Source organism: Ectothiorhodospira shaposhnikovii (genome assembly GCF_016584105.1).
Taxonomy (GTDB): Bacteria; Pseudomonadota; Gammaproteobacteria; order Ectothiorhodospirales; family Ectothiorhodospiraceae; genus Ectothiorhodospira; species Ectothiorhodospira shaposhnikovii.
This window is the reverse complement of sequence record NZ_NRSM01000018.1, coordinates 59,678-78,014: the sequence shown is the minus strand read 5'-3', so window position 1 is coordinate 78,014 and position 18,337 is coordinate 59,678. Positions and strand designations below refer to the sequence as shown.

Below are 18,337 nucleotides of genomic sequence, written 5' to 3'. Positions count from 1 at the left end.
CTGCTTCCCGGCGTTCTTCGGAGTACTTCATCGGAACCCTCTCGTCGCCCCCTTCAGGGTTTAAGATTCTAACAGCAGGTCAGGTTCCAACTACTTTGCCAGCGGGGGGGGGGTTTACCATGAGCATCAAGATTGGCACGGCAATGGGCAGCACTCTGGCAGAACTGGAGATATGCCGGGGCTGGATGTTCCTGAAGCTAGGCCGGTGGGAGTATTTCAAGGACTGGCGTGGGGGTGCCCTGGAGGGCTGAGCGCCAGCGGCTGAGGTAGAGGATGGGGGTATTCATCATATACCCCCCTCCCAAGCCTTCTTCGATGGTGGATGGTTACCTGCTTAGGGGGTTGGGCAGCAAGGTGGCTGAGTGAGCGCCCAGCCTCTGCGTTCCGCCTCTGGTAGTCAATGCCGTGGGGCAAGCATCCGGTCTAGCTTCTGGTCTATCTCCCGCAGTTGCACGATGAGTTCGCCGGGGGCAACCGCAGCAGTGGTGCCTGTGGTGCCTGTGGTGCCTGTGGTGCCTGTGGTGAACCCGGGGTGACTAAACGCCAGACCAGCACCAGCAATCGAACCAGCCAGGGCAGCGATGAACAGGGTGTGATTATCGTTGTTGTGATTGTGCGACATGAGATGATTCTCCATCCCGCTTGAGGCTGGCCCTGAAGTCTGGTCCAGAGGGTCGCATCAGCCCCGGAATTGGCTGCAACTGGAGGGCAGACTCAGGGCCAGTCTCAAACGGATTCCGGTGAGGTGGTGTGGGTACTGCTGCGGTGGTTGGAGGTGGGTTGCTCTCCCTGACTGAACACGCGACTGTTCAGCCTCTGCGTTCAACCGGGAGGTGAGGGTGGTGCTGATCCACATGGCATAGGCATAGACCAGCTCTTTGCAGACGTAAGTGCCTTGCGCTTTGCCGCGACCGCGCACTACGCTAACCGCCGTTTGTTCTCCGATTTCGGAGATCAAATCTTTGGCCTGTTGGTTGGCGAAGAACTTAGCTGGCTGTTGGTGGGAAACCGCACCGGCCGCCTTGTGTAGATCATTCAGGCAGTAGCGGCCTTCACCGTCCTGGCGCACGGATCACCTTCAGGTGGAAGGCGGGGCTGATCCACATGGCATAGGCATAGACCAGCTCTTTGCAGACGTAAGTGCCCATACCTCGACGAGAAGATATAGGCGACTTATCCTGATTTCGGGATAACTCACCAACCAATCCAGTACACGCCTCGGTAATGGTGAAGCGGCCAGGTGTATGCTTCGCCTCACCACCAGCCGCCTTGTGCAGATCATTCAGGCAGTAGCGGCCTTCACCGTCCTGCTTTCACGGTCATGGGTTTAATAACGAGATTTCCCGTTTCGAACTCCATCAGTAATTCTTTAGTTTTACTGTTGCGTAACCACTCATACGGACGGTCTTTAGGAACACCACCCGCAGCCTTGTGTAGATCATTCAGGCAGTAGCGGCCTTCACCGTCCTGCTTTCACGGTCATGGGTTTAATTTCTGGATTTCCATAAGTTAATTCCTCGTCCAAGTCCTGTGTGGTTTTGTTCTGGAGCCAGTTGGCGGGTTTATCCTTGGCTAAACCACCAGCCGCCTTCAGGTCTGCGATGCGGCGAGGCAGGGCGCGGCACTTGTACATGGCCTGGGCCTCGATATTGCTGATGCTACCCACGGCCTCCAGGTGCTGGTTCTACCCCCTAGCCTCCGGCCTTGCGTGGCTCACAGCGCGTCTCAGAGCTACCTGCTTGTCCTACCTTGAGATTGTCCGTCGCAACGGGTCCGCAAGGGGACTAGCTGAGAGCCTTGAGGGTGCCTTGAGGTAGAGGGGGGTCTTTGGTTGATGAAGGCTCAGCCCTACCTCCTCCTCCTTCATCTGCTGTCATTGCCTCTGTGTCCTTCTCAAGTTCCCCTCTGGACGAGAACATGACCCACCATGATGATCCCCCTGACAGGAGAGAGAGAGAGAGACCAGAGGGAGCTTGAGACGAGGACGCAGCGAAGCAGGAGAGCAGGTGAGCAGGAAGGAGGGGGGCAGGGCTTTGCCAGTCCCTTGCTGTCCAGCGTCTTCCTCTCGGTAGTGTCGAGAGTGGAGAGCGAAGCAGCGACCGAGAGAGAGCTACCTCCCGATCTCCCGAATGGGAGTCCAGATGATTCTGCTGGGGGGATAGAGCACTACTCAAGGCCGGGTGCTTCAGCCGGGGTGCTAACCCATGCTGGAATGAACTCAGCGAGGAGCCTTCACGGTAGAACCGAATGGAATCCTGAAGGGCAGGATGTTCAGCCGATATTCGGACATCGTGAAGGCTACATCAGGTGGACCTGATTCAATCGACCATCATCATCTGGTCGGTATCTTCAGGAGTCCTGATGGGGTCTAGAGAAGTCTTTCTCTAGTTGGAAGTAGGAAGTAGTTGTTGGAAGTAGTATCTATAGTCTGTATTCAGGGGATCTATATGATTCACTTTCAGTATCTTGAGTTTTCTATATGAGATTCTGAAGTTATCTATAGTCTTTCTTTTAGTATTCTTTGTGAGCTACCGATGAGCACTTTTTGGAATATCTCATGTTCCTCGTCTTGGGATGGGATGGGTGAGCTGGTATCTTTCTCTGATACAGCCCAAGAATTGAGACCCAGTGGAATCAAGGACTTACGCTCCAGTGCCGCTGAGTCTTCCCCCGGGGGTTACTCAGAGGGTTCCTCGTCTTGGGGTGGGTGAGCTGGGTGAGTCGATATCTTTTCTCTGATACGGCCTAAGAATTACGACCTAGTGGAATCAAGGACTTACACCTCCCAGTGCCGCTGAGTCTTCCCCCGAGGGTGTGACCGGGGGTGTGGAGGAAGGGGAACCCCTTGAGCCTCTCTGAGCCTCTCTGAGCCTCTCTCAGGCGCCCTCATGGCTGGGCAGTAGGTAGGCATAGGGACGCGCCTGATCGTCGCTTGGAGGGCTTCTCCGTGGATCTCTGAGGCTCCCTGAGGCTCCCTCTCGCTGCATCGCCGAGCGGAGCGGCTGAGTGGACCGGCTGAGTGGAGCGGCTGAGTGGAGCGGCTGAGTGGACCGGCTGAGCGGACCGGCTGGTGCCACAGATGCAGAGGCAGACTGTTGCAGAAAAACAACAGTGAACCCCTGAGCCTCCCTCAGCCGCTCTCGTCCCCTGTGAGCCGTCCTCCCGGCTGGCCCTGTAGGTAGGCATAGGGTTGAGCCTGATCGTCGCTTAGAGGGCTTCTCCATGGCTCCTGAGAGGGGAACGACACCCCCGCCCCCCTTGAGATCGAACTCGCGTCCCCCGTGAGGGTGGGTACCGGGGGAACCCGGGGCATGGGACTTTACGGTAGACCTCTCAAAAATTTGCGGTATAACATCCGGGGGTGTCCCTCAATGACAACTAGATTGTTAGTTTCCAGAGGCCATTCCTGAAAGTAGATTGTTAGTTTCCAAAGGCCATTCCTGAAAGTAGATTGTTAGTTTCCAAAGGCCATGCCTGAAAGTAAATTGTTAGTTCCTCATGAGGGCTACACGGGGGTCTTCACTTTGATAATTGCTCGATGCAACCGGGGGATATCGGCAGGGCCGTACCGGGAGTGAACATCAGCCCCTGATTTGTGGCCGGTAAGTTGCCTCTGAATGTCGCCATCGACCCCTGCTTCCCGCAGTTCCCCGATCAACCAATGGCGGAAGCTATGGTTGGGAGCTAGCCCCTGGCCCTTCATCGTGGGCAAGGCCTTGTTGAGCCAGTCCCGCAGCCTGTTGGCAGGGGTCTTGGTTCGATCTCCATGCTTGTCCTCCCAGTCCCCGGGGAACAGGAAGTCGTCCTTGGGGAGGCTGGCGACGTACTCAAGAAAGCCCTCATCAACGAGGGCAGGGTGAAGGGGGACGCAGCGGTTCGACCAAGTGTTCTTGAGTCGGGTGTCTTCGGTCTCCCTGATCCAGAGGAACGGAATGCCTTGGGTCTCACCTATGTCCGCTACCCGAGCGTTGAGGATTTCCGAGACACGGGCACCGGTGAACGCAAGCAGCCACGGGGTCCGCCGGACATAGGCCCGCTCGGTCTCACCACGGGCAGCCTTGAGGATCGTCCCAGCTTCCTCACGGGTGTATCCCCTTCGCCTTGGTCCCTGCTCACTGCGAGGCACGGGCAGCTTCACCGCCTCTGCGGGGTTGGTCTGGAGCAATCCCCGTTCCGGTCTGGAGGCCCAGCGGAACACGGTGGAGATCGCTGCAAGGTAGCCCTCATTCACCCGCTTGGCTGACAAGGATCTTCCACTGAGACCTGCGCCATTACGGACAGCCTCAGCGTATCTCAGGAGGGTCTGTGGCGTGATCTGGTCGGGAGCGTGAGTCTCACCGGCCCATTGGCCGAAGTGGCTCCACATCCTCCCCCAGTCTTCCAGCGTCTTGGGGGAAAGGTGGACGTTCGCCTTGCTGTAGGAATCCCACAGGGCATCGAAGGACCGGGCTTCCAGTGGGCGCACAGGAGCCGCTTTGGGAGTGTCTTCAGGCGGGGGCAGGTGAGGGTAGTGCTGCTCACGTTCAGCGGCCTGGAGCGCCTTGTGTTCCATCCTGTAGAGCGTCTGAGCAAGGGCTTCCATGAAGGGCTGAGGGATCGTGAACCGGTTGCCCTGGGTCAGCCCAGCGGATTCCATCAGCGCCTTGGCACGGGGGAGACCCCAGTCCACCACGGACTGATGCTGTTCATCTTCATCCCGGCCCTTGTCCGGCACCAGCGATAGGCTGTACTGCATCGCTTCGTGATCGTCGAGGGACCAGTGATTCCTTCGGGCTTCATCTAGAAGCTGCTTCAGGCGGGCCTGGTAATACTCCGTGGCGAAGGACTGGAGATCATCAGCGCCTAGGTGCAGGGCGTGTTCGGCAGCCTTGAGCATCGCTTCAAACTGGTGAAGGACTTGTGGGAATCGCTTCCGGGCTTCCCGTGGGCACTTGGTCTGAAGGGTCAGCTTCAGCTCACGCTTGCCGACAATCGGGCGCAGGTGAGCGGGCACTACCTTCCGTGCCCAATACATGCCAGTCTTCGGGTGCTTTTGCGGGTGAGCCATCGTGAACGACATAAAGCTCCTGTACCTCCTGTTTGTACCACCACAGGAAGCCAAGAGCTTGATGCACCCATATTCCTTGCTTATTCAAGGGGATCGGGTATGATTGGTGCCGAGGAGAGGACTTGAACCTCCACGGGGTCTCCCCCACTAATACCTGAAACTAGCGCGTCTACCAATTCCGCCACCTCGGCAATCTCAGTGAGAAGCGTGTTGCTCTTGCGTCTCAGCTGAAGACGCCATATTAGTACCCGCCGGAGGTGTTGTCAACACCTCCGCCAAAAAAATTTATCGGCCTGTACATGACAAAAAAGAAAAAGAGTTTGCCCCAGGATCCCCACTTCGATCGCGAAGCCCGCAAATACGAACACCCCATCCCCAGTCGAGAACTCATCCTGCAGGTGGTCGACCAGTCGGATGGCCCCATCGGTTTTGATCCCCTGGCCCGTCGCCTCGGTCTGGAAGAAGAGGTGGATCTGGAGGCCCTGCGTCGTCGCCTGCGGGCCATGGAACGGGACGGTCAGCTGGTCTGCAACCGTGCCGGCGGTTGGCTGCCGGTCAATCAGTCCGATCTGGTGCGCGGCCGGGTCATCGGTCACCCGGATGGTTTCGGCTTTCTGGTCCCCGACGAACCGGGCGAGGATCTGTTCCTGTCTCCCCGCCAGATGCGTGCCCTCATGCACGGCGACCGGGCGGTGGCCCGGGTTATCGGCATCGATCGCCGCGGGCGCCGGGAAGGGGCCATCATCGAGGTGCTGGAGCGCAATACCGAGACGGTGGTGGGTCGCCTGGCCATGGAAGGCGGGATCGGTTTCGTGGCCCCCGACAACAAGCGCATGCCCCTGGACATCCTGATCCCGCCGGAATCCATGGGTGAGGCCAAGCCGGGCCAGATCGTCACGGTTCGTATCAAGGAGCAGCCGACCAAGCGCACCCGCCCCATCGGCGAGGTCGTCGAGGTGTTGGGAGAGCACATGGCCCCCGGCATGGAGATCGACATTGCCGTGCGCGCTCACGGTCTGCCGTTCGAATGGCCCGAGGCGGTGCTGGAAGCCATCAAGGGCTTTTCCGACAAGGTGCCCAAAAAGGCCCGGGAAGGACGCCTGGATTTGCGGGACATGCCCCTGGTGACCATCGACGGTGAGGATTCCCGGGACTTTGACGATGCCGTGTACTGTGAGTCCCTGGGGCGCCGGGGCTACAAGCTCTGGGTGGCCATCGCCGATGTGGCCCATTATGTGCGGCCGGGCGATCCCCTTGACCTGGAAGCCCGGAATCGGGGCACGTCCGTCTATTTCCCCGAACGGGTCATTCCCATGCTGCCGGAGGTGCTGTCCAACGGCCTTTGCTCCCTGAACCCGGAAGTGGACCGCCTCTGCCTGGCCTGCGAGATGACCGTCAATTCCCGCGGCCGCATCAAGGATGCCAGGTTCCACCAGGCGGTGATGCGTTCCCATGCCCGTCTCACCTATACCGAGGTGGCCGAGATCCTGGTGGAGCGCAAGGCCGACACCATCCGTCGCCGCGAATCCCTGGTGCCTCACCTGGAAAATCTCTACGGTCTCTACAAGCTGTTGCGCAAGGCCCGGGATACCCGGGGCACGGTGGATTTCGAGACCACAGAGACCCGTATCATCTTCGGCGCGGATCGCAAGATCGAGCGCATCGTGGCCTATGAGCGCAATGATGCACACAAGATCATCGAAGAGTGCATGATCGCCGCCAACGTGGCCACGGCCGGTTTCCTCAAGCGCAAGCGCATGCCCACCCTGTACCGGGTGCATGAAGGGCCCAAGCCCGCCAAGCTGGAGGACCTGCGTCGTTTCCTGGGCGAGCTTGGCCTGTATCTGCGCGGGGGCGACGAGCCCGCGCCGGCGGATTTTTCGGCCCTGCTGGAGCAGGTGAAGGATCGGCCCGATGCCCGACTGGTGCAGACCGCGCTGCTGCGGTCCCTGTCCCAGGCAGTCTATGCCCCGGACAATCTGGGACATTTCGGCCTGGCCCACGAGGAATACCTGCACTTCACCTCGCCCATTCGCCGCTATCCGGACCTGCTGGTGCACCGGGCGATTCACCATGTGCTGGACGGCGGCAAGCCCAAGGATTTCAGCTACGCCCATATCGACATGGTGTCCCTGGGGGAAAGTTGTTCCATGCGGGAACGCCGGGCGGACGAGGCCTCCTGGGACGTGACGGCCTGGCTCAAGTGCGAGTACATGCTGGACAAGGTGGGCGAGGTGTTCGACGGGGTGGTCACCAGCGTGACCTCCTTCGGTCTGTTCATTGAACTCAAGGACATCTACGTGGAAGGCCTGGTGCATGTCACCAGCCTGTCCAATGACTATTACCACTTCGATCCGGCGGGCCATCGCCTGAGCGGTGAACGCAGCGGCCGGGTCTATCGCCTGGGTGATCCGGTGCGGGTGAAGGTGGCCCGGGTGGACCTGGATGAACGCAAGATCGACTTTGTGCCGGATGAGCCCGGTCCGGGGGAGCGGCGTGGCCGGAGCGAAGAGGGTGAAGGCCGCAAGTCGGGCCGCAGCCGTCGGCGCAAGGGTCGTCGGCAGGAATCGGAGACTGCGGTCGCGCCTGTCGCCACGGAGGCGACGGTTCCGCCCGATGGGATGGGTGAGTCCGGTGAGGCGGCGCCGTCGTCGGGACGCCGTCGTCGCCGGTCGAACCGGAAGCCCGTGGAGAATGCAGCGGACAAGCCGTCGGTGCAGCCGGTGCCGGAGGAGGTGCCTGCCGCCACCGACAAGCAAGCCGGCAAGAAGGCCCGCGGAAAGACCGCAAAGACCGCAAAGACCGCAAAGACCGCAAAGGCCGCCGGACCGGCACCGGGCACCGCCGGGAAGTCCGAGCCGGCAGAGAAATCCAGGTCTTCGTCCTCCCGTCGCCGTCGGCGCAAGCGTTCGGAGTAAGACATGTCAGCCAATGAGAGTGTATTTGGTCTGCATGCGGTGGACGCCCTGCTGCGTCGCAGTCCCTCCCGGGTGCGCGAACTGCGCATCCAGGAAGGGCGGGTGGACGGGCGCGTGCAGGCGCTGTTGGAACTGGCTGCCCAGGCCGGGGTGAGTGTCCGCCGGGTGGCCCGCCGGGAGTTGGAAGCCGTGGCCGGTGAAGCCCGTCACCAGGGGGTCATCGCCACGGTGGAACCGGTGGCGGCCCTGGGCGAGCGGGATCTGCCCGATCTGCTCATGGGGCTGGAGGGGAGCGCCACGGTGCCGCTGCTGCTGGTGCTGGACGGGGTGACCGATCCCCATAACCTGGGAGCCTGTCTGCGCACCGCGGACGGGGCGGGCGTCACGGCCGTAATCGCGCCCCGGGACCGGGCCGCCGGCCTGACCCCGGTGGCGCGCAAGGTGGCTTCGGGTGCCGCCGAAAGCGTACCATTCATCCAGGTCACCAATCTGGCGCGCACCCTGGATCTGCTCAAGGAGTTCAACATCTGGATCGTGGGAACCAGCGGCGAGGCCACCGGGGATCTGTATGACGCCGATCTTGCCGGCCCCACCGCCCTGGTTCTGGGGGCGGAAGGCAAGGGCATGCGGCGGCTGACCATGGAGCGGTGTGACGCCCTGGTGAAGCTGCCCATGCTGGGACAGGTGGAGAGCCTGAACGTATCGGTGGCGGCCGGAGTCTGTCTGTATGAGGCGGTGAGGCAGCGCCGGATTGCTTCCACCGCCCCGAAAGGCTAAGATTCCGCTCTTTTCCGGGGCGTTCCCGGAGATCCACCTTGCCTCACCGCTGGTCGGGAGGCTGTCACCCGCAAGGAAATCTGAAGATGCGTCATTACGAAATCGTATTCATGGTCCATCCGGACCAGAGTGAACAGGTCCCCGCCATGATGGAGCGCTACCGCGGCATCATCGAAGGGGCCGAGGGCGAGATCCATCGCCTGGAAGACTGGGGCCGCCGTCAGCTGGCCTACCCGATCCAGAAGCTGCACAAGGCCCACTACGTGCTGATGAACGTGGAGTGCCCGGAAAGCGCCCTGGAAGAACTGGTCAGTGCCTTCCGCTTCAACGACGCCGTGATCCGTCACCTGGTGATGCGCATGGAGCGTGCCTTCACCGAGGTCTCCCCCCTGGCCAAGAACCGGGACGATGATGACTCCAGCTCATCCTCTTCCTTCTCCGACGACAGCGATGACGACGATTCCGATGACGATGATCGTCCGTCCGCTGCTTCGAACTGAGCCACTGTTCACCTGAATCATCCCGAGGATAGACCATGTCCCGTTTCTTCCGTCGTCGCAAGTATTGCCGTTTCAGTGCCGAAGGGGTCGAGTTCATCGACTACAAGGACCTGAACACCCTGAAGAACTACGTCACCGAGACCGGCAAGATCGTGCCCAGCCGCATCACCGGCACCAGTGCCCGTTATCAGCGTCAGCTGGCCACCGCCATCAAGCGCGCCCGCTTCCTGGCCCTGCTGCCGTACTCCGACAACCACTGAGGACGTCAGACATCCGCGCCCCAGGGCGCGGGTGCGTGAGACCATGAGGCAACTGGCATCATTCATCATGCAAAGCCGGCTGCGGGCCGTAACCGCAACCGTCGGCTTTGGCGTGATCGGCCTGCTGATTCCGCCCCTGGCGCTGATCAGCAGTGCCGCCGTGGCCCTGGTGACCCTGCGAGTGGGTCCGCAACAGGCCCTGGCGGTGGTGGCCCTGGCCGCGGTGGTGGTGGGGTTGATCGGCTGGATTGCCGGGCTGTCGCCGGTGGTGGGTCTGGTGACCGCCCTGGTGCAGTGGGTGCCGGCCCTGGCCCTGGCCTATGTGCTGCGAAGCACCCTGTCCTGGGCCATCACGCTGGTCAGCGGTATCGTCATCGGTTGTGGCGTGGTACTGATGCTGCATCTGTCTATTCCCGACATCACTCAGATGTGGTACTCGGTGCTGCAGCAGACCGTCGGTCCCCTGTTCGACCAGTCGGGCATGACGACCCTGGAGCGGGAAGAGGCCTTCAGGCAGGCCGCGGCGGTGATGACGGGCATGCTGGCCGCCGTCTCCCTGCTGGCGCTGTCGCTCTCCCTGGTGCTGGCCCGTTACTGGCAGTCGGTGCTCTACAACCCCGGCGGTTTTGCCCAGGAGTTTCATCAGCTGAGCATGGGCCGGGTTCCGGCCATCCTGCTGCTGGTGCTGCTGGTGCTGGGGCTGTTTGCCGGCATGACCCTGATGTTCGAGTTGTCCCTGGTGTTTCTGGCCGCCTTTTTCCTGCACGGGCTGGCGGTGATTCACGGGATCAATCGCAAGCTGAACCTGAGCCGCCTGTGGCTGGTGATGACCTATGTGGTGATGGCCTTTGCCCTGCCGCAGATGATGGTCGTCCTGGCCACATTGGGGATGGTGGACAGCTTCGTGGATCTCCGTGGACGGATTGCGCATGCGGGTAATGACGCCCCCTGATGCCTGCGCATCCCGTGCCTCCCGGCAGATAACGTATTTGATCTTTGACTGAGGTATAAACCGATGGAAGTGATTCTTCTCGAAAAGGTGGAAAACCTGGGAAGCCTGGGCGACAAGGTGCGCGTGCGCCCCGGTTACGCCCGTAACTACCTGCTGCCCAAGGGCAAGGCCAAGTTTGCCACCGAGGCCAACATCGCCGAGTTCGAAGCCCGCCGCGCTGAGCTGGAAAAGGCCGCCGCCGAGTCTCTGGCCGCTGCTCAGGCCCGTCAGGCCAAGCTGGAAGCCATGACCCTGACCATCAGTGCCCGTGCCGGCAGCGAAGGCAAGCTGTTCGGTTCCGTGGGTACCAACGACATCGCCGATGCCGCCAAGGCCGCTGGCGTGGAACTGGAAAAGCGCGAAGTACGTCTGCCCGAAGGCCCCCTGCGTCATGCCGGTGAGTTCGAAGTGGCCGTGCACCTGCACACCGACGTCAATGCCACCTTGAAGGTGGTCGTGGTAGGCGTGGAAGAGTAATTGCCGCACCGCCCGCGGGGCTTCATGCCCCGCGGGACCCATGCCGGAACCGGTCCGGGTCCGGGGTGATCAAGACAGATCCCGAACGTCTGTCGTCACGTCCAGTGGTGTCCTGACCATGCCCGAAAAGCCCCGCGCCACCGCGTCCCGCAACGGGACCGAAGCCCTCAAGATTCCCCCCCATTCCATTGAAGCCGAGCAGGCCGTGCTCGGTGGCCTGATGCTGGAAAACGATGCCTGGGACGCGGTCTCCGACCATGTGGCCGAGGTGGACTTCTATCGTCATGATCATCGTCTGATTTTCCGTACCATTGCCGAACTGGCGAACCGGCAGGCCCCCTTTGACGTGGTGACCATTTCCGAGCGCCTGGAGGCGCACGGCGAGCTGGAGGAGGCCGGTGGCCTGGCCTATCTGGGCCTGCTGGCCAAGGACACCCCCAGTGCCGCCAACATCCGTGCCTATGCGGACATCGTGCGGGAGCGTTCGGTGTTGCGTCAGCTCATCAGTGTGGGCACGGAGATCGCCGACAGCGGTTTCAATGCCCAGGGCCGGGAGAGCCGGGAACTGCTGGACGAGGCGGAGCGGCGGGTATTCGAGATCGCCGAGCAGGGCGCGCGCAATCGTCAGGGTTTTCGCGGCATGCGTACCCTGCTCAAGTCCACCGTGGAGCACATCGAACTGCTTTTCGAGCGGGACAATCCCATCACCGGCCTGTCCACGGGCTATGACGATTTCGACGAAATGACCTCCGGTCTGCAGGCTGGGGACCTGGTGATCGTGGCGGGACGCCCGTCGATGGGCAAAACCACCTTCGCGATGAATATCGCCGAATATGCGGCGCTGAAGCAGAAGTCGCCGGTGGCGGTGTTCAGTATGGAAATGCCCGGCGAGCAACTGTCCATGCGTCTGCTCTCCTCGCTGGGAAGGATCAATCAGCAGCGTCTGCGTACCGGGCGTCTGGAAGATGACGACTGGCCGCGTTTTTCCAGTGCCGTGTCCATGCTGTCCGAGGCACAGCTGTATATCGACGACAGCCCGGCGCTGTCTCCTTCCGACCTGCGTTCCCGCTGTCGCCGGCTGATGCGAGAGCACAAGCAACTCAGCCTCATTGTGGTGGACTACCTGCAGCTGATGCAGGTACCCGGCAGTTCGGAGAACCGAACCAACGAGATTTCCGAGATCTCCCGTGGCCTCAAGGCCCTGGCCAAGGAAATGGGGGTCCCTGTGATCGCCCTTTCCCAGCTCAATCGAGGCCTGGAACAGCGTCCCAACAAACGCCCGGTGATGTCGGATCTGCGTGAATCCGGCGCCATCGAACAGGATGCGGATCTCATCGTCTTCATCTACCGGGATGAGGTCTACCACGATGACAGTCCGGACAAGGGCACGGCGGAGATCATCATCGCCAAGCAGCGTAACGGCCCCATCGGCACCGTGCGACTGACCTTCCTGGGGCAGTACACCCGTTTTGAGAATTACGTGCCCGAAATCTACTCCAACGAGGGTTTCTAGTGAGAAGAACCGCCACGGCGCGCCTGTGCCTCGGTCATCTTCTGGCCAACCTGGACCGTGCCCGGGAAGCGGCTCCCGGGAGCCGCATCATGGCCGTGATCAAGGCCGAGGCCTATGGCCACGGCATGCTCCGGGTGGCCGAATGTCTGGCCTCCCGGGTGGACGCCCTGGCGGTCTCCTGTCTGGACGAGGCCTCCGCCCTGCGTGAGGCCGGATACCACCAGCCCATCCTCGTTCTGCAGGGCTTCAAGGACGAGCGGGATCTGCGCGCCGCCTCCCAGCTCGATGTGGCCGTGACCGTGCACGAGGACAGTCAGCTGCGCCTGCTGGCGGCCACCCGCCTGCATCGCCCGGTACGGGTCTGGCTGAAACTGGATACCGGCATGGGACGCCTGGGGTTTGCCCCATCGCGGGCCGCCGAGCTGGTGGCTGCGCTGACCTCCGACCCCAATGTGACCGCGGTGCCCGGGCTGATGACCCACCTGGCCTGCGCCGACGCGCCGGAACGCCCGGAGAATGCCGCCCAGCTGGCCCGGTTCGAGGCTGCCACCCGGCATCTGCCCGGCGAGCGCAGCCTGGCCAACTCCGCCGCCATCCTGGCCTTGCCCGATGCCCATGCCGACTGGGTCCGTCCCGGCATCATGCTCTATGGGGGCTCGCCGCTGGCGGGGCGTACCGCGGCCGATCTGGGGCTGCGCCCGGTGATGACCTTGAATACCCGGCTGATTGCCATTCATGCCCTGAACCCGGGAGACGCCGTGGGTTACGGTGCCATCTGGCGCAGTGAACGGCACACCCGGGTTGGGGTCGCCGCCATCGGCTATGCCGACGGCTACCCCCGCCACGCCCCCTCTAGTACCCCTGTATTGGTGCGCGGGCAGCGCGTGCCCCTCATCGGCCGCGTATCCATGGACATGATCACCGTTGACCTGACGGACCTGGAAACGGTTCAGGTGGGGGATGTGGTCACGCTCTGGGGCGAGGGATTGCCGGTGGATGAAGTGGCGGCGGCGGCACGGACCATCGGCTATGATTTGCTGTGCCGGGTGCATGACCGTGTGCATGTGACAACCTGTTAGGTACATGTCGTACCCGGCAGACTCTGGATCGCTGAGGATGCTCTGGTTTCAATGGATAATGCGGCTTCAAGCGTTGGCGGCACCTATATCGCCCGGCAGCCCATCTACAATCGGAATCTGGGCGTCTATGCCTATGAGCTGCTTTTCCGTTCACCCTCCTGCCTTCATTCGGCCATCAGCGGCGATGCGGCCACATCCCATGTCATCCTGAGTGTCTTTGGTGAAGGTGGACTCGACATCCTTGTGGGGACCCGTCTGGCAGCCATCAATCTGACCCCGCGGTTGCTCAGGGAACTGGAATCGATGAACGTGCCGGCCGGACGTCTGATCCTGGATCTGCCGTCCGATCTGTCGGTTGATGACGCCACCCTGGTGACCCTCAAGCGGCTGGCCGGCAGGGGGTACGTCCTTGCCCTGGATGATTTCAAGCCCGGAGGGGCTGGAGAGCGCCTGTTACCCATGGTGCACCAGGTCAAGGTGGATACACTCAAGGCCAACCCCAACTACCTGCGCTCGGTTTACCGGCTGCTTGCCAAGCATGATGTCAGCATGGTGGCCGAAAAAGTGGAATCCCTGGAAGACTATGAATTTCTTCGGGATCTGGGGTTTGACTATTTTCAGGGGTATTTCCTGAGCCGACCCAGGGTCTTCAGGTCTCCTGGTCTGGAGGTGGGCAAGCTCGCCGTGCTTCGTCTCATGGCCAGGCTCCAGGATCCGGAACTGGACGTCAACCAACTGCAGCATCTCATAGCCCAGGACCCTGGCCTGGCAGTCAGGCTGCTGCGGCTCATCAATTCGCCTTTCTTCGGTTTGAGCCGGAAGGTGGACTCCCTGGCCCGGGCGATCCTGATCCTCGGACGTCACAAGCTGGCCACCTGGGCTTGCCTGCTGGTGATGCGGGGGTTGGGGGATCGCCCCCACGGTCTGGTACAGCTTGCCCTGGAACGTGCCGCCCTGTGTGAGCGTCTTGCCCGTCTGGCGGGGCAGGGGCCGGTGGAAAACTACTTCACCTGCGGCCTGTTTTCCGCCCTGGATCTGATCATGGAGCGTCCCCTGGAGCAGATCATTCAGCCGCTCCCCCTGGGGGATGGGGTCAAGACGGCCCTGTTGCGGGGTACGGGGACAATGGCCGAGGCGCTGGACTGTGTCCGGGCCTGTGAACAGGGGGATTTCGAGGCGGCGGATTTTGCCGGTCTCTCCATCCAGGACATCAGTGATGCAACACTGGAGGCGGGCCGATGGGCGGAGGCGGCCTTGTCCGTATCCCTGTCGGGAAAGTCCAGGCATTGACACTTCGCAATCATTTTTTCAGAATCGAAACGATCCCTTGCCCCGGGGCCGGCGTCCGCCGAGTCCCGATGTCTTCGGGCAAGCGGACAGCGCCGATTTGATTCCAGCTTGCGGGCGCTCAAGAAATACGGCTAAAGCGGGTGACGACCTGCTTTGCCGGGCCTTTTTATTTGCCCGACGGGGCGGGTGTTACAGGAGTGCCCATGTCCCATCCTCTGGATACCCCCGGTTCCCGTGATCCCGGTTTCGATACCCTGGCCATTCGTGCCGGTCAGACCCGCACGGCTGAACAGGAACATTCCGATCCCATCTTTGCCACCTCCAGCTTCGTCTTTGCCAGCGCCGCCGAGGCGGCGGCCCGGTTTGCCGGCGAAACGCCCGGCAACATCTATGCACGGTTTACCAATCCCACGGTACGCGCCTTCCAGGACCGGCTGGCCGCGCTGGAAGGTGGAGAGGCCTGCGTGGCCACGGCCTCCGGCATGTCGGCGATCCTGTCCACCTGCCTGTCCCTGCTCAGGGCGGGGGACCACATCATCTCGTCCCGGTCCGTGTTCGGCTCCACCACGAACCTGTTCAGCAACTACCTCACCCGCTTCGGCATCGAGGTGAGCTATGTACCCCTGTCGGATCTGGAGGCCTGGGCTCGGGCCCTGCGCCCCAATACCCGGATGCTGTTCGCCGAGACCCCCTCCAACCCACTCACCGAACTGGTGGACATCCGTGCCCTGGCGGAGCTGGCCCATACCCACGACTGCCTGCTGGCGGTGGACAACTGTTTCTGTACTCCGGTGCTGCAACGCCCGTTGAGCCTGGGGGCGGACCTGGTGATTCACTCCGCCACCAAGTACCTGGATGGGCAGGGCCGCTGCGTGGGCGGCGCGGTGGTCGGGGATGCGGAGCGGGTGGGCAAGGAGATCTTCGGTTTCCTGCGCACCGCCGGACCCACCATGAGTCCCTTCAATGCCTGGGTCTTTCACAAGGGGCTGGAAACCCTGCCCCTGCGCATGCGGGCCCATAGTGCATCCGCCCTGACCCTGGCCCACTGGCTGGAAAAGCATCCGGCGGTGGAGAGGGTGCACTATCCCGGTCTGGCCTCCCATCCCCAGCATGGCCTGGCCGCGACCCAGCAGGCAGCCTTCGGCGGCATCGTCGCCTTCGAGGTGAAGGGCGGCAGGGAGGCGGCCTGGCAGGTCATCGACAGCACGCAGATGCTGTCCATCACCGCCAACCTGGGGGATGCCAAGACCACGATCACGCATCCGGCCACCACCACCCACGGCCGCATCACGCCGGAGCAGCGGGTGGAGCAGGGCATTCGCGAAGGGCTGGTGCGGATGGCGGTGGGTCTGGAAGATCCGGCGGATATCCAGGCCGATCTGGCCCGGGGGCTGGACCGTCTGTGCTGAAACCGTCACTGTCCGCCGATGCGTGATCGGGACTGCCTGCTGCATTGTTTCCATGCCGCCCTGGCGGAGGTCCACGGCGGCATGGTGGTCCGTCGCGCCCTGGGGCGTCTCAAGGGGCGGGAACCGGTCCATCTGGTGGCCATCGGCAAGGCCGCTGCCGCCATGGCAGAGGGCGCGCGCATGGCCCTGGGAGAACGTCTGACCCGCGCTCTGGTGATCACCCGGCACGGCCATGACGATCCCCTGTTGTCACGGGACCAGCGATTCATCTGTCTGCAGGCGGATCATCCCCTGCCGGGGGGCGACAGTCTGCTGGCCGGCCGCCGTTTGCTGGATTTCATCCGGTTGACCCCCGAACAGGGGCATCTGGTGTTCCTCATCAGCGGCGGGACTTCCTCTCTGGTGGAGGTGCTGCCGCCGGGAGCCGGATTGGAAGAACTGCAGCGCATCAATGGTTGGTTGCTGGGTTCCGGTCTGGATATCGTGGCCATGAACCGGGTACGTGCCGCCATCTCCTGCATCAAGGGTGGGCGCCTGCGCAGCCGGCTGGGACAGCGCCGTACCGAAGCCTATCTGATCTCGGATGTGCCCGGGGATGATCCGGCGGTGATCGGCTCCGGTCTGCTGGTGCCGCCTTCAGTGGTGCGTCCCCTGCCCGAGTTGCCTCCGGGCGTCCGTGAGTGGGTGGCCGCGATGGTGGCCCGGGTGCCGGATTGCACTGATACGCCAGGGGTGGCCGTCCCGGTCCACGTGATCGCCACCTTGCGGGATGCCTGCCATGCCGCGGCGGCCGCGGCCGAACGCTGCGGCAGGGCAGTAACCCTCCATGGGGAATTTCTCCGCGGCGAGGCGGCAGTCTGCGGTGAGCGTCTGGCCCGGGAACTGCTGGCCGGCCCGCCGGGCATCCACATCTGGGGCGGCGAGACCACGGTCACCTTGCCGACCGATCCTGGACTGGGCGGCCGCAACCAGCACCTGGCGCTGGCGGCGGCCCCGGTGCTGGCGGGGCATCCCGGTGTTGCCCTGCTGGCTGCCGGCACTGATGGTTCCGACGGCAATACCCTGGCGGCCGGTGCCCTGGTGGATGCCGGGACTATGAGCCGGGCCCGGGCCTTGGGGCTGGATGTGGAACAGGCCCTGGCAGGCGCCAATGCCCATGTGGTGCTCAAGGCCTGTGGTGATCTGGTGACCACGGGGCCGACCGGCACCAATGTGATGGATCTGGTGATCGGTATCAGACGTGGCTGTTAGATGTGTTTTGCCTGCTCCTGTTTTCCGGGGAGAATTGAAGGTGCCCCCTTCGGTCCGTCACTGGATTCCCGCTTTCGCGGGAATGACGGAGGCGTGGGGGACGTCGGGAGTGACGAGTGTGACGGTGTGGAGGGTATGACGTGCATGATGAGGGTAACGGGGGAGACTGATACGGGGATCTTCCGGAGATTCACCACATGAGATCGTCCGGTACCTCATACCCGGCGTAGGGGTCATCCTCGTCCTTTTCCGTTTTTTGTGCCGGCTCGTTGAGCAGCACCAGCCGCGAGGCATCCCGTTCCCGGATCTTTTCCGCCGCGTCCCGGGGCACGATGTCGTAGTGTTCGTCATCCAGGGTGACGATGCCCAGGCGGCCGTTGCCCAGTCGGTCCCGCTGTTCCCGGGTCACCAGGATGCGCCGGACGGCGGTGCCGTGCTGGAAGTGGTAGGGCAGTTCCGCACCTTCCCGGGACTGACGATGGGTGTCCACCAGCTGACGGACCTGGGCTTCCAGGGCGCGGCGCTCGGCCGCTTCCTTTTGCCGACGATTCAGTTCCCGGGATCTTTCCGCTTCAAGGCGACGGGCCTCTTCCGCCGCCTTCAGCGCCGGATCCGGAGCGGTGTCGGCCTGGTTGCCGGCCGCTTTGCCCTTGCGCTTGCGGGCCTCGTCGTGCCGCACCTTCTTGACACGCTTTTCGTCCACCAGCCCCGCTTTGAGGAGCTGTTCTTGAAATGGGTTGGCCATGGCAATTCCGGATTTGGGCGATGGGAGTGGGTGGATTATTCTAACCGCTCATGTCTTAAAGTGCAGATGCACAGGCCCAC

19 protein-coding genes and 1 tRNA gene are annotated in these 18,337 nt (G+C 62.5%); 12 read left to right on the top strand and 8 right to left on the bottom strand.

Annotated elements, in window-relative coordinates:
- Window positions 1–119: 119 nt before the first annotated feature.
- Window positions 120–251 (top strand): hypothetical protein, encoded by a 132-nt coding sequence (locus tag CKO35_RS18235; RefSeq protein ID WP_274600833.1) that lies wholly within the window; start codon window positions 120–122, stop codon window positions 249–251.
- Between the two features lie 146 nt (window positions 252–397).
- Here the strand turns inward: CKO35_RS18235 and CKO35_RS11470 are convergent, their stop codons facing one another.
- The 7 genes from CKO35_RS11470 to CKO35_RS11440 all read right to left on the bottom strand — a co-directional run bounded on the left by CKO35_RS11470 (window position 398) and on the right by CKO35_RS11440 (window position 5,238).
- Entirely contained in the window at window positions 398–622 is a 225-nt protein-coding gene (locus CKO35_RS11470) for a hypothetical protein (RefSeq protein ID WP_200176205.1), read from the bottom strand.
- A 57-nt stretch (window positions 623–679) separates the two neighbouring features.
- The gene (locus CKO35_RS11465) at window positions 680–1,069 is read right to left on the bottom strand and encodes a KilA-N domain-containing protein (RefSeq protein WP_200176203.1); all 390 of its coding nucleotides are present in this window, start codon (window positions 1,067–1,069) and stop codon (window positions 680–682) included.
- Window positions 1,053–1,277, bottom strand: coding sequence for a KilA-N domain-containing protein (locus tag CKO35_RS18465; protein WP_420870757.1), 225 nt, complete (start codon window positions 1,275–1,277; stop codon window positions 1,053–1,055). The genes CKO35_RS11465 and CKO35_RS18465 overlap by 17 nt, the downstream gene beginning before the upstream one ends.
- 22 nt (window positions 1,278–1,299) lie before the next feature.
- Window positions 1,300–1,446: a KilA-N domain-containing protein gene (locus CKO35_RS18460; protein ID WP_200176216.1), complete on the bottom strand. Its 147-nt coding sequence runs from the start codon at window positions 1,444–1,446 to the stop codon at window positions 1,300–1,302.
- A 13-nt stretch (window positions 1,447–1,459) separates the two neighbouring features.
- Window positions 1,460–1,675, bottom strand: a complete 216-nt coding sequence (locus CKO35_RS11450; RefSeq protein WP_274600835.1) for a helix-turn-helix domain-containing protein — start codon at window positions 1,673–1,675, stop codon at window positions 1,460–1,462.
- Window positions 1,676–3,505: 1,830 nt separating this feature from the next.
- Entirely contained in the window at window positions 3,506–5,014 is a 1,509-nt protein-coding gene (locus CKO35_RS11445; protein WP_338031789.1) for a DUF6538 domain-containing protein, read from the bottom strand.
- Window positions 5,015–5,151: 137 nt separating this feature from the next.
- Window positions 5,152–5,238 (bottom strand) — tRNA-Leu (locus CKO35_RS11440).
- Between the two features lie 108 nt (window positions 5,239–5,346).
- Between CKO35_RS11440 and rnr the strand changes: the two genes are divergently transcribed.
- From rnr to CKO35_RS11385, 11 genes are all read left to right on the top strand, one after another.
- On the top strand, window positions 5,347–7,965 hold the full coding sequence (gene rnr / locus CKO35_RS11435; protein WP_200176194.1) for a ribonuclease R: 2,619 nt from the start codon (window positions 5,347–5,349) through the stop codon (window positions 7,963–7,965).
- Window positions 7,966–7,968: 3 nt separating this feature from the next.
- Window positions 7,969–8,742, top strand: coding sequence for a 23S rRNA (guanosine(2251)-2'-O)-methyltransferase RlmB (rlmB, locus tag CKO35_RS11430; protein WP_200176188.1), 774 nt, complete (start codon window positions 7,969–7,971; stop codon window positions 8,740–8,742).
- 86 nt (window positions 8,743–8,828) lie between these two features.
- Complete coding sequence (gene rpsF, locus CKO35_RS11425) at window positions 8,829–9,242, top strand: 30S ribosomal protein S6 (protein WP_200176182.1); 414 nt, start codon at window positions 8,829–8,831, stop codon at window positions 9,240–9,242.
- Window positions 9,243–9,277: 35 nt separating this feature from the next.
- A complete protein-coding gene (rpsR, locus tag CKO35_RS11420; RefSeq protein ID WP_090208543.1) occupies window positions 9,278–9,502 on the top strand; it encodes a 30S ribosomal protein S18 in 225 nt (74 codons plus the stop codon).
- A 43-nt stretch (window positions 9,503–9,545) separates the two neighbouring features.
- Window positions 9,546–10,454: a DUF2232 domain-containing protein gene (locus CKO35_RS11415; protein WP_200176180.1), complete on the top strand. Its 909-nt coding sequence runs from the start codon at window positions 9,546–9,548 to the stop codon at window positions 10,452–10,454.
- Window positions 10,455–10,517: 63 nt separating this feature from the next.
- Window positions 10,518–10,970, top strand: coding sequence for a 50S ribosomal protein L9 (gene rplI / locus CKO35_RS11410; protein ID WP_200176178.1), 453 nt, complete (start codon window positions 10,518–10,520; stop codon window positions 10,968–10,970).
- Window positions 10,971–11,088: 118 nt separating this feature from the next.
- Entirely contained in the window at window positions 11,089–12,483 is a 1,395-nt protein-coding gene (dnaB, locus tag CKO35_RS11405) for a replicative DNA helicase (protein ID WP_200176176.1), read from the top strand.
- A complete protein-coding gene (alr, locus tag CKO35_RS11400; RefSeq protein ID WP_200176174.1) occupies window positions 12,483–13,562 on the top strand; it encodes an alanine racemase in 1,080 nt (359 codons plus the stop codon). The genes dnaB and alr overlap by 1 nt, the downstream gene beginning before the upstream one ends.
- Before the next feature lie 51 nt (window positions 13,563–13,613).
- Complete coding sequence (locus CKO35_RS11395; RefSeq protein WP_200176172.1) at window positions 13,614–14,852, top strand: EAL and HDOD domain-containing protein; 1,239 nt, start codon at window positions 13,614–13,616, stop codon at window positions 14,850–14,852.
- Window positions 14,853–15,055: 203 nt separating this feature from the next.
- Entirely contained in the window at window positions 15,056–16,261 is a 1,206-nt protein-coding gene (locus CKO35_RS11390) for an O-succinylhomoserine sulfhydrylase (RefSeq protein ID WP_200176170.1), read from the top strand.
- Window positions 16,262–16,279: 18 nt separating this feature from the next.
- A complete protein-coding gene (locus CKO35_RS11385; RefSeq protein WP_200176168.1) occupies window positions 16,280–17,512 on the top strand; it encodes a glycerate kinase type-2 family protein in 1,233 nt (410 codons plus the stop codon).
- Window positions 17,513–17,702: 190 nt separating this feature from the next.
- Here CKO35_RS11385 and CKO35_RS11380 read toward each other — a convergent pair whose 3' ends face one another.
- The gene (locus CKO35_RS11380) at window positions 17,703–18,257 is read right to left on the bottom strand and encodes a DUF2058 domain-containing protein (protein ID WP_200176166.1); all 555 of its coding nucleotides are present in this window, start codon (window positions 18,255–18,257) and stop codon (window positions 17,703–17,705) included.
- Window positions 18,258–18,337 lie beyond the last annotated feature (80 nt).